The sequence below is a fragment of the Clostridium fessum genome (assembly GCF_003024715.1).
Classification (GTDB): domain Bacteria; phylum Bacillota; class Clostridia; order Lachnospirales; family Lachnospiraceae; genus Otoolea; species Otoolea fessa.
On record NZ_PYLO01000003.1, the window covers coordinates 151,144 to 163,878 of the forward strand.

8 protein-coding genes are annotated in these 12,735 nt (G+C 51.8%); all 8 read right to left on the reverse strand.

The window, feature by feature from the left end:
- Positions 1–57 precede the first annotated feature (57 nt).
- A complete protein-coding gene (locus tag C7U56_RS09955; RefSeq protein ID WP_107001089.1) occupies positions 58–1,899 on the reverse strand; it encodes an ATP-dependent helicase in 1,842 nt (613 codons plus the stop codon).
- 281 nt (positions 1,900–2,180) lie between these two features.
- Entirely contained in the window at positions 2,181–3,638 is a 1,458-nt protein-coding gene (gltX, locus tag C7U56_RS09960) for a glutamate--tRNA ligase (protein ID WP_107001292.1), read from the reverse strand.
- Between the two features lie 162 nt (positions 3,639–3,800).
- A complete protein-coding gene (gene mgtE, locus C7U56_RS09965) occupies positions 3,801–5,156 on the reverse strand; it encodes a magnesium transporter (RefSeq protein ID WP_107001090.1) in 1,356 nt (451 codons plus the stop codon).
- A 371-nt stretch (positions 5,157–5,527) separates the two neighbouring features.
- Complete coding sequence (locus C7U56_RS09970; protein ID WP_107001091.1) at positions 5,528–6,637, reverse strand: hypothetical protein; 1,110 nt, start codon at positions 6,635–6,637, stop codon at positions 5,528–5,530.
- A 3-nt stretch (positions 6,638–6,640) separates the two neighbouring features.
- The gene (locus C7U56_RS09975) at positions 6,641–7,834 is read right to left on the reverse strand and encodes an ABC transporter permease (protein WP_107001092.1); all 1,194 of its coding nucleotides are present in this window, start codon (positions 7,832–7,834) and stop codon (positions 6,641–6,643) included.
- 10 nt (positions 7,835–7,844) lie between these two features.
- A complete protein-coding gene (locus C7U56_RS09980; protein WP_107001093.1) occupies positions 7,845–9,659 on the reverse strand; it encodes a zinc ribbon domain-containing protein in 1,815 nt (604 codons plus the stop codon).
- 65 nt (positions 9,660–9,724) lie between these two features.
- Positions 9,725–10,396 (reverse strand): ABC transporter ATP-binding protein, encoded by a 672-nt coding sequence (locus C7U56_RS09985; RefSeq protein ID WP_107001094.1) that lies wholly within the window; start codon positions 10,394–10,396, stop codon positions 9,725–9,727.
- A 165-nt stretch (positions 10,397–10,561) separates the two neighbouring features.
- Positions 10,562–12,661 carry a polyribonucleotide nucleotidyltransferase gene (locus tag C7U56_RS09990; RefSeq protein ID WP_107001095.1) on the reverse strand — a complete coding sequence of 700 codons (2,100 nt, stop codon included), beginning with the start codon at positions 12,659–12,661 and terminating at the stop codon, positions 10,562–10,564.
- Positions 12,662–12,735: the final 74 nt, after the last annotated feature.

Here is a 12,735-nt window from a genome sequence, read left to right on the forward strand (position 1 = left end):
TTCTCCTTTGTCCTCAAACTTTTTTGCCTGATTTCCCGATTTTCATTGTGAATTTCGTTACCTGCTATCTCCATCCCGCCCCAGATACTCCCACACAAACCGCGATACTTCCGCCTTTTTATGGTACCTCTCCCGCACCGCATATACATGCAGCCGGGTCTTTGCACGCGTCATTGCCACATAGAACAGACGTCGTTCTTCCTCCATATCCTCGTCCAGCATCGCGCGGCTGTGCGGCGTGATGCCCTCATTGGCATCGAGAATATAGACAATGGGAAATTCCAGCCCCTTGGCGCTGTGCATCGTCGCGAGTGTGATCGCATCCGTCTCCGTCCGCCGCTGCGCCGCCTGCCGGAGCAGTTCCTCCTTGTACGCCTCGATGTGTGCAAACCACTCGTCAAAGGTCTTGAAACCCGCCGCACTTTCTTTTAATTCGTCGGCAGTCTCTAAAAGTTCCTCCGGTCGCATCCGCCGGAATGCCGCATACTCGATCAGATATTCGTCGTATCCCATGCCCTGGCGGATATAATTGACGGCTGCCAGAGGTGACATCCGGGCGATCGCCCGCAGATCGCCTTCCAGACTCTCGATCCGCTCGGCAATCCAGTCTTTCTCCGCATAGAATGCCTTCATCTTCTCGAACGAAACCGTCTCATCCGGCATCGCATCCCGGCTGATATAACGCTTCGGACGGTTGATGACCTGCAAAATATCTTCCCGAGCCCGGCTTCCCATGGCGATTCGGATATAGGTCAGGATATTTCGCGAAATCCAGTGTTCATAGAGATTCGGCACCGTATCCCTTGTCCGGAAGGGAAGGTTGTATTCCATCAGCTTTTCCATCAGAAAACGAGGACCAGCATTGGTCCGGTATAAAACTGCGATATCCCCCGGCCGCACTCCCGACTGCAGATACAGCTGTATCTCCCTGGCAATGGCCAGATTTTCTTCCCCCGGATCCTGCCAGAGCTTCGTGATCACGTTCTTCCCATGCCGTCCCGTTGTATGGATGGTCTTTGAAAAACGTTTCTGGTTTTCTCCGATCAGCCGCAATGCCGGTGCCACGATCTCCTCGGTACTGCGGTAATTCACATCCAGAAGAATCCGTCCGGCACCCGGATAATCCCGCTCAAACCCCAGCATAATCTCCGGTTTGGCCCCACGAAACCGGTAAATCGACTGATCATCATCGCCCACGATAAAAAGATTATCTTCCGGCTTGGCTAACATCCGCACGATCTCATATTGAAGCCGGTTGATGTCCTGAAACTCATCAATCAGGATGTACCGATACCTCCTCTGCCAGGCAGACAGGATATCTTTTCTTTCCGTAAAAAGTTCCAGACACAGCACCATCATGTCATCGAAATCGATGAGTCCGGCCCGGCGCATTTTCTCTTCATAGCCCGCATAGAGCTGACGGAAAACTGCATCCGGACAGTTTTTGGAATAGTAATGTTCCAGTGCAATCCTCTCTCCCTTGACAGAGCTTATCTCACTTAAAATGGAGGCTGCAAACTCATTTTCATCCTCCGGCTCCAGACCTCCGGCCTGAGCCAGCTCCCGGACAAACTGCATCTGCTGCTCTTCCCGGACAATATTGTCAGCGGTATATCGGTATGCCAGCTTTAAGATCCTAAAAAAGATCGAATGAAACGTGCCAAAGGTGACTCTGGATCCGCCGCCGATCAATGCTTCATACCGCTCCCGCATCTCCTCGGCTGCTGCCCGGGTAAAGGTAATCACAAGAATATCCCCCGGATCGATTCCGTACTCCTTCGTCAGATACTGGACCCGATGGGTGATCACCGTTGTTTTCCCTGATCCCGGTCCCGCCAGAACCATCATGGGACCATCTTTATGCATGATTGCCTGTGTCTGTGCTTTACTGAATGCCATTTCCTGTTTCCTTACTCCACAATTCAAGAATATCTCGGCATATTTGCTTCGAAATTCGCATTTTGACGTGCAAGACATCCTTCTGCCGCGCATCTGAAGCAAATCTGTCAAGTACAAATGTAAGAAAAGTGCGCCTTGGAATGTATTTCTCACAAAGCGCACCTTTTCACTGCTTTTCATGCATCTACGATACATGAAAAAGCAGTTATTTATTTACTACCTACTGATTTAATCTGCGAAGCCAAACTTGCTTCAAGTCGAACATCGACGGTTACGACAGCCTACTGCTGTGCCTCCAGAAGTTCAATCCCCTTCTTGATACGGCGGATCGACTCTTCCTTGCCAAGCACTTCCATGATCTCGGTCGCGCCTGCCGGCGTCATCTGCTTGCCGGATACAGCGGTACGGATCGGCCACATTACAAAGCCGGTCTTAACGCCCTCTTTGGATACATACTCGGACAGCGCCGCGTACAGGGCGTCGTTGGAGTAGTCTTCCTGTGCTTCCAGAATCGGCAGAACATCTTTTAATACCTTTAAGGATGTCTCCAGATTGGTCTTCATCTTCTTGTGAACATACATCTGCGGATCATACTCCGGCAGTGTCTCAAAGAAATCGATGTGTCCCTCGATATCCGGGAAAATCTCGATTCTCGTCTTAACCATCGCCGCGATCTTCTTCAGATCCAGATCCTTGGTGATTACTTTCTTGATGTACGGCTCTGCCATCTCATAGAACTTATCAAAATCCATCGCCTTGATGTACTCGCCGTTCATCCATTTCAGTTTTACCATATCGAAAACAGCCGGAGATTTGCTGATATTCTTGTAGTTGAACTCTTTTACCAGCTCGTCTAAGGAGAAAATCTCCTGATTATTTTCCGGTGACCAGCCAAGCAGGGCAACGAAGTTGACAACTGCCTCGGAAACGAAGCCCTGATCGATCAGATCCTGATAGGAAGAATGACCGCTTCGCTTGCTCAGCTTCTTGTGCTCCTCGTTCGTGATGGTCGGGCAGTGCACATAAACCGGAACCTTCCATCCGAATGCGTCGTACAGACGGTTGTACTTCGGTGAAGAAGACAGGTACTCGTTACCGCGGACTACATGAGTGATCTGCTGTAAATGATCGTCCACCACATTTGCGAAGTTGTAGGTCGGGAATCCATCCGATTTGATTAAAACCATATCGTCCAGCTCGGAGTTATCTACGGAAATATCCCCATAAATCTCATCGTGGAAGGTAGTCTTTCCCTCGGTCGGGTTGTTCTGACGGATGACAAACGGCTTTCCTGCCTTTAAGTTTGCCTCTACCTCTTCCTTGGAAAGGTGCAGGCAGTGCTTATCATAGGTCATGATCTCTTCGCCGTTTACTTCTCTCTTTAAGCTGTTTAAGCGTTCCTGATCGCAGAAACAGTAATAAGCTTCGCCTTTATCGATCAGCTTCTTCGCATATTCCATGTAGATGCCCTGTTTCTGACGGTCGCTCTGTACATACGGGCCAACCGGACCTCCGATGTCCGGACCTTCGTCATGCTTCAGTCCGGTATCGCGCATCGTATTGTAAATGATCTCGGTCGCGCCTTCAACGAAACGCTCCTGATCGGTATCCTCGATTCGCAGGATAAAATCGCCGCCCTCATGTTTTGCAATCAGGTATGCGTATAATGCAGTTCTTAAGTTTCCTACATGCATTTTGCCTGTCGGGCTCGGTGCGTATCTGGTTCTGATCTTTGTCATACTTTTCACACGGCTGTCTGGAAGCTTATGTTCCAAACAGTTTTTCCTTTCCTAGAAATAATTAAAATATTGGAATTATAAAATAAAGTAACTGTTCCGTAAGTCTGCGCATTTACTGCGCTGACCATACGAAAACATGGGCCAGCAGGCAGGTAATTTATATCACGCCTTCATATTCAGCAGATGGCACGCCAGCTGGAAATAAATCATCAGGCTGCACGCATCCACGATCGTCGTGATCATCGGCGACGCCATGATCGCCGGGTCGAGATGGATCGTCTTCGCCGCAATCGGAAGCACACATCCGATCGTCTTCGCGATGATAACCGTGCAGAACAGGCTGATAACTACCGTCAGGCAGATGAGTACCTGCCCCGGATACTGGATCATCAGACGCACGAAATTGACAAGCGCCAGAGAAAGTCCACAGAGCATTCCCACGCGGATCTCTTTCCACATAACCTTCAGAATATCCGCCGGTTCTACCTCGCCGACCGCCATACCACGGATGATCATCGTGCTCGCCTGGCTGCCGGAGTTTCCGCCCGTATCCATCAACATCGGAATAAACGTAACCAAAAGCGGAATCACCGAAAAGGCATTCTCATATTTTAACAAAATACCGCCGGTCACCATACTGCTCAACATCAGGATCATCAGCCACGGAATACGATTTCTCGCAAGCTGGAACACGCCCGTCTTCAGGTACGGCTTCTCACTCGGCAGCATCGCCGCCATCTTCTCGAAGTCCTCCGTCGCCTCCTGCTCCATGACATCCATGACATCATCGACCGTGATGATGCCGACCAGACGGTCTTCGCCGTCCACAACCGGTAAACTCAGGAGGTTGTACTCATTGAACGTCTCCACGACCTTCTCCTGGTCTTCCGTCGTATATGCCTTGATCACATGCGGATCCATGATATCGCCCATGAGCGCCGCATAATCATTCATCAGAAGATCCTTGACCGTCACAACGCCCTCTAAGCGGCGTTTTTCATCCATGACGTAGCAGGTGTAGATCGTCTCCTTGTCCACACCATATTTCCGGATATAAGCAAATGCCTGCTCCACCGTCATATTTTTCTTGAGTCCCACGTACTCCGCCGTCATGACACTTCCAGCGCTGTTTTCCGGGTAATTGAGGAACTGGTTGATCAGTTTTCTCGTATCCGGGCTGGAGTTCTGAAGTACACGCCGCACGATCGTCGCCGGCAGCTCCTCCAGCATATCGACCGCATCATCGACATACAAATCGTCAATGATGGCACGCAGCTCATTATCCGTGATACTGGTAATGATGTGCTGCTGCTGTTCGACTTCCAGACAGGCAAATACCTCCGATGCCAGCTCTTTCGGCAGCATACGGAATACAACGACCGTCTTTTCTGAATCCAATTCTTCGATAAATGAGGCAATATCCACCTCATTCATCTCGACCAGCTGGCTTTTCAGCTCCCGGTACTTCTTCCCGGTCAGCAGAGCCAGCAGCTCTTCTTTCTTCTCTTCTTCTAACATTCCCGTCTCCTTCCAAAATATTGTCATTTTGGAAATCGGACAGGCTGCTCCTTTCCTGCTCCTGCACACAGGCAGAATGCCGGAAACTTATCCACAGATGCGGCAGTGTACACAAGGAATCCGCTGTTTGCAGCTGTCATTCCTGCAAATGCATGTGTACGCTGCCTTCGGTTCTGGGTAGCTGCCGTCTGATTCCGCCTTATGACTCCGGCTTTCCATTGTGTTCACTCCTCTCCTGATTTTCTCGCATGAAAACATCCGGCAGATTGATGCTCGATACCGGATGTCTCTTTTTATTATAATAATTGAATGAAAAAATAGCAATCTTTTTATCGAAGTTATCCAAAAAAACGTTGTTAAAAAGTAATTATTCACGGGTAGGCACTTTTGGAACCGAAAATGCCGCTCAGATACCACCACGGCGGCAGCAGCTTTCGCATACCCGCGGCTCCCGGCAAAAAGACTGAAGCGTCAAAAAAGATCGGGCAGAGCAGGAGGCTCGCAAGGATAAACACCGGAATCAGCGCCGCCAGAAATCCCGGCTTCCGGCAGACTGCCAGGCATCCAAAGGCATACATGGTCACGAAGAAGAGATAAAAAAGCAGCTTTCCCGCCTCTAAAAGCGGCTCTGCCCCATTTCCCGACGCCAGAAGCGCCGCATAGGCCGAAATGGATGCTAAAAATACAAACGCCGCGATCTCCGCCGTCTGCAGCAACCACCGCTCCCGGCTCCGGACCGCCGCATAAAGCCCGCGCTCTGCATCCTCGCCCGCCATGACAGCTGCCGCCAGCCCCATGATAAAAAGGAATACCGCCGTCAGCCCGCGCACCGGAAAGACCACCTTTATCGCCCCTGTCTGCAGTGCCGTTCCTCCCTGTAAGGTCTGATAATCAAAGGTAAAGGTGCTTCCGTTGCTGCGGTATTTTTCATAGAGTTCCAGCAGCATGCCGCACGCCTTTTCCCGCGCCTCCGTCGTCTGGCAGCGTGCCATCACCGTCTGAAATGCCGCTCCATTTTTCCCATAGTCCGCCAGCAGTTCCCGCCCGTACACCTCGAACAGTTCAGAAAATATCTTTTCTGATATAATTTTCTCTGCCACTGTGGACGGCGACACCAGCACGCGGACCGCACGGGTATAATGCCCCTCGTCCAGCCGTTCTTTTAATCTCTCTGGAAACAGGTAGGCGCACTCCGCCCGTCCGGTCATAACCGCCTCCTTTGCCTCTTCCTCCGTCCCGCACGGATAAAAGAAAAATGAACGGCTCTCTTCCGATTCCAGTCTTTCTGCAAGCGCCTGATTCCACGCATCCGTTCCCGGGCAGAGCGCCACCGCGATCCGCCCGGAATCCCGTTTTTCCACCTGATGGAGCGCGCCCATTCCCAATGGAAAGATCAGAAGAAACAGGAGGAACACCGGGCGGTAAAGAGCCCGCCGCAGCGTCATTCCAAACATACAGAACCACCACGCCAGCTTCCGCATCCGTCAATCCCTCCTTTTTCCGGCGGCAAGCGCCAGTGCAAAGCATGCCAATGCCGCCGCAGCCAGTTTCCACAGCACCGGAACCGTCCCTGTCTCCTCGCCCGAAGCAATAAAGCGGATTCCATCCATCCAGAGCGCCGTCACCGTCATATTTCCGACTTTCTGAACCAGCTCCGGCAGAAAGACGGACGGGATGATGCCGCCCGCCAGAAAGAGAAATACCACATTGACCGCAAACAACGTCAAAATCGCCGCTGCCGAACTTCTGCACACCTCATAAAACAGCAGAATCCACGCCGAAACTGCCGCGCAGGTCAGCCCCCACGCCGCCAGTTCTTCCCGCCCCGCCAGCGCATATCCCTTCTGCACCGCCCAGCCATAGCCGCCCGCCGTGACTGCCATCAGAAGAAGCATCATGCACAAGCATTTGCAGAAAAGCGGATACCACCGCCGGATCCCGATACGCCGAAGCCCCTGTTCCAGCGCCTCCGTCTGGGGCGCCAGAAACGGCGCTGCCGGGATTCCGGTAAGAATCATCAAAAATACAATCCCCGAAATTCCATAAAAGACCGCCGTCGATACATCCCCCGCCGCGCTGACCGTTTTCTTCCGGAAAAGTGCCTCCCGGTTCATCGCATATTTTAAAAAGATACGGTTCAAATCCTGTTCAGACACCGGAATCTGTTCCGGCACTCCCTGGATATTTAAACATTCATTTGCCGCGTAGATCGCCGCCTGCGAAGTGCCAAGCATCGAACTGCCCGACTCTGCCAGCTCCCTGAAAACGGTGCCTTCCAGCCCGCTCTCATCCGGAAACCAGATCGTGGCTGGCTGGTTCGTACCGTCCAAAATGCCGCGCGCCATGCCGGACGGCACCTCGAAAACCGCTTGAAGTTCCCCGCTTTTCATCTTTTGGAACGCTTCATCGTGTTCCAGATACGAAAAATCGCAGAGACTTTCCACGCTGTCCAGCGAGGCAATCATTTTGGTTATCTTTTCCGAAAGCGCATCGTCCTCCGGAAGCACCACACCCACCTCGATTTTCTTTAAAGATGTTTCCCCATATAAAACCTTAGATGCCGAAAACGCCGCCATGCCGATGAGCAGCACCATCACTGCCAGCCCTGCCAGAAAATACGGCAGCTGGCGGAGCAGGCGCTTTCCGGTCAGCAGCAGATATATCATATATGTTCGCATTTTCCGCCGCCTATGACATGACTTTCAGTAGAATTGCGAACAGGTTGCCTGTTATCTCCGTTGTGACCTGGTTATAATCCTCCTCGGAGGAAGCCAGCACATCAAATGGAACGCCGTCCGGCTGCGCGATCTCATCCTCCAGCGGGTTGACATAATAGGAACCGGCAAATTCAACATAAGAACTGCTTCCATTTAACAATGTAGTTTCCAGACGCAGGGAATCCATATCGATATGGACGCTCTCGCCCTTTGAAAGGTCGCTGACCGCGCCATTCGCCGTGAGCGACGCCTGAGACGCACCGTTACTCTGCAAATCCAGCTTTACCTCATAGCTGCCGTCCGCGATCTGATAATCGCCATCCAGGATAAACTGGTATTTCTCTTCGTCATCTTCCAGGGTCGCAATTACCTGACCACTCCAGCTCTTTCCAGCCTCGTAAGCGCCTGTTTTATCCAGGGAAACCGTGATAATCTGACCGTCCGAATCCTCAATATTTAACGCCCCATTCACATTCGACAGCATGTTGTAACCGCCGCCAAAGGAAACATCGCCGTAAAAACGGACATTTTCTTCCTCAACCGTTGCATCCGTCTCATAGGAAAATCCAGCCATTTTGCCATCTTTTCTCACATAGACATCCATCGTCACATCCCCGATGGTATTTTCCATTCCCTCTACCAGATTGTCCAGCACCGCTTCCGCCTGCGCCCAGAGTTCCTTCTGCTGTTCCTCCGGATCCACGCTCTCTCCGTCCCCGTCCGCTGCATAGATGCTGCTTGCGTCGCCTGCCAGTTCCAGATAGCGCACCACATCCTGTTTGAGTGTCTCATCATTCAGGAAAAATTCTCTCGTCGTCTTTGCAAAGCGAATCAGCGCATCCTTCGGCAAAGTCACATGGTAACCGCGGCAGTTCTCGCTCTGTCCATCGATCGTAAACTCTTTTTTGTCATTCTTAGTGACGGTCATAGCCGCTTTGAGGTCATCAATCGCCTTGCTTCCCTCTTTGTAGCGGTTCCAGAGTGCTTTCAGATCCAACATCGGCTCCTCGTCCGAAAGCGCTTCCTTGTACTGTCCCAGATAATTTGCCAGCCCCTCAATATCAATCCCCTGCTCTTCGAGCTTCTGCGCCGCATACGGAGAATTAATGAGCTGTCCTTCCAGATCATTGACATAGTCAAGGGTAAACATGCGGCTGGAAAGTGCCGGAATCGCCGCCATGATCTGTGTATCATCCATGTAAAGCTGTGCGTCCGCCAATTCTCCGCCGCCATACTGCAAGGAAAGATTTAGCAGCTGCCGTCCGCTGTCCACATCACGCTTCACATCCAGACCGATGCCCGCACCGCTCATCTGGTTCAGGGATTCATCGGAAATACCCATCATGCTTAATTCCATCCCCGTCTGCGCGGATCCCTTCTGTAAAAGTTTTTCCAGCTCTTTCGTCCCAAAGATCTCCTCAGACGGATTTAACTGCCCTTCCGCCGTGATGCTCTTGAACGCATCGATCACTGTGTCCTTTGGGTCTGCCTGATGGCTGAGCATCACACCGCCGCCGACCACGGCCACCGCTGCGGCTGCTCCGGCTGAAATGAGCCATTTCTTCCTGCCAGAACCATTTCCGCCCGTTCTGCCACCGTCACTGCCGCCTGCAGCATTTCCACCGATTCCGCCGCCAGCACCAGCGGAGCCGCCTGCACCGGTTCCATCCGCTGTGTCAGATGCGGCCGTAAGCGCCTGTGCCGCTGCCTCTGCCGGGTTTAGCGGGGTTGAATTGCTTGACATGTTTGCATTGTTTGTATTGTTTGTGTTGTTTCCCTCTTCCATCTTGTACCTCCTCCTGTTTTCTCACTCCTAAAACGTTACTGTTCACGCATACGTGCCCAGTAACCTTAAAACCTCTGTATCAGCTCCCGCGCCGAAAGCCCTGCCTCCGTTGGAACCAGCACACCGTCCTTTAATACATAAAGGGTTGTACACGCCCCTATCTCTCCCATCTCATGGGACGTCAAAAGAACTGTCCCCCCTGCTTTCACATAGCTCCTGATATAAGTCAGGATCTGCTCCTTTGCCTCCAGGTCAAGCGCTGCCCCCGGTTCATCGAGAATCAGGATATCCGCGCGCCCGGAGAGTGCCGCCGCGATGCTCAGCCTCTTTTTCTCTCCGCCGGAAAGCCGTCCCGCCTGCGTTTTCAAGAATCGGTCCACGCCCAGCACACGACCGACGCCGCATTCCAGATCCCGCTCCATCTCCCGCCGTTTCCCCCGGAACCAGAGACGGTAATTATCAAATGCCGTCAGCTCCGGGATCAATGGATTTTCCTGAGGCACATAGGCAATTTTTTCTTCTAATAGACGATGTCTTCCAAGCGCCTCCTGCCCGTCAATCCGAATACTCCCCCGATCCGGCTTGCGGATCCCCGCGAGGATCGAGAGCAGCGTCGTCTTGCCGCATCCATTTCCGCCGACAATCCCGATGCATTCCCCTGGATTTGCCCGAAAAGAGACATTTTTTAGGATCGTCCTTCCGCGGTACCGTTTTTCTATCCCTGTTACCTCTAACATATTTTTCCTCTTTGTAAAGTAAAAAGGAACACCGCAAAGCAGAAGCGAACCGCTTCTCTGCCTTGCAGCATTCCTTACTTTATCTGGTCTGCGCCGCAGTGATGCAGGCACATTGATTTTATGATGGATGATTGCAGCACATCGTGTGCATTTGCAATCTATTTATTATTTATTTTCAGCCAGATCGCCTGGTTTCATGCTCAGGTTGATACGACCCATCTTATCGACCTCGATTACCTTTACAGTAACTTCATCGCCGATGTTGACAACATCCTCTACCTTCGCTACGCGCTTGTCCGAAAGCTTGGAAATATGAACCATACCATCTTTGTTCGGAGCCAGCTCTACGAATGCACCAAAATTCATGATACGGACAACGGTACCTGTCAGAATCTGACCCGGCTCGATGTCGGTCACGATGCCCTTGATGATGGAAACTGCCTTGTCGATCATTGCCTGATCGGTGCCGCATACAGATACGCTGCCATCGTCCTCGATATCGATCTTAACGCCGGTCTGCTCGATGATCTTGTTGATTACCTTGCCCTGTTTTCCGACTACATCGCCGATCTTCTGCGGATCGATGGAGATCTGAACGATCTTCGGAGCGTACTGGCTGACGGTCTTTCTCGGCTCGGAGATAACCGGTGCCATAACTTCATCCAGAATGTAGAGTCTTGCCTCTCTCGTCTTAGCGATTGCCTCCTCGATGATCGGGCGGGTCAGACCGTGGATCTTGATATCCATCTGGATGGAAGTAATACCCTTGTGAGTGCCGCCTACCTTGAAGTCCATATCGCCGAAGAAGTCTTCCAGACCCTGGATATCGGTCAGAACGATGTAATCATCATCGGTGTCGCCTGTTACCAGACCGCAGGAAATACCAGCTACCGGAGCTTTGATCGGTACACCTGCTGCCATCAGGGACAGAGTGGATGCACAGATACTTGCCTGGGAGGTAGAACCATTGGATTCCATCGTCTCAGATACGGTACGGATTGCATACGGGAACTCTTCCGCAGTCGGAAGTACCGGCACAAGCGCACGCTCCGCCAACGCACCATGACCGATCTCACGGCGTCCCGGTCCTCTGGACGGTTTGGTTTCGCCTACGGAGTAGGACGGGAAGTTGTAATGGTGCATATATCTCTTGGATGTCTCATTCTCATCCAGTCCGTCGATCTTCTGTGCCTCGGACAGCGGAGCCAGTGTACAGATATTTAAAATCTGTGTCTGTCCACGGGTGAACATACCGGAACCGTGTACACGCGGCAGAATGTCGATCTCTGCTGCCAGCGGACGGATCTCGGTGATACCGCGGCCATCCGGACGCTTGTGATCTTTGAGGATCATCTTGCGGACAGTCTTCTTCTGGTACTGATATACAGCCTCACCCAGAACAGCCAGCCACTCCTCGTTATCAGCGAATGCCTCTTCCAGGCGCTCGGTGATTGCGCGGATATTCTCTTCTCTCTTCTGTTTCTCGTCTGTAAATACAGCCTCTTCCATCTCTTCCTGCGGAACCAGCTCACGAATCGCTGCAAACAGCTCTTCCGGAACTGCACAGCTCTCGTAGGAATGTTTCGGCTTGCCGCACTCAGCTACGATAGTGTCGATGAATTTGATGATCTCCTGGTTTACTTCGTGTGCCTTGAAGATCGCGTCGATCATGATGTTCTCCGGAACTTCCTTTGCGCCAGCCTCGATCATGATAACCTTCTCGCGGGTGGAAGCAACGGTCAGAGCCATATCAGATACTTTCTTCTGTGCATTGGTCGGGTTTACGATAAACTCGCCGTCGATCATGCCGATCTGGGTGGTCGCACACGGACCATCAAACGGGATATCGGAAATGCAGGTTGCGATTGCAGAGCCTAACATCGCGGTATACTCCGGGCTGCAGTCCTGGTCAACGGATAATACGAGGTTATTTAAGGTAACATCGTTGCGGTAATCCTTCGGGAACAGCGGACGCATCGGACGGTCGATAACACGTGCTGTCAGAACTGCGTTCTCAGATGCCTTTCCCTCTCTCTTGTTAAATCCGCCCGGAATCTTTCCGACCGAATACATCTTCTCCTCAAACTCAACGCTTAACGGGAAGAAATCAATACCGTCACGCGGCTTGTCAGAAGCTGTCGCGGTTGATAATACGGTTGTATCTCCATAATGCATAAATGCAGCACCATTTGCCTGAGCTGCCACACGGCCAACATCCACTGTTAAAGTTCTGCCAGCCAGTTCCATCGAAAAACTCTTGTACATCTCATATCTCCTTTCATCTTGTTTTGCAGAAGAACCTTCACATTCTCATACGCCGCTTTCGGTTCCAAAAGTGC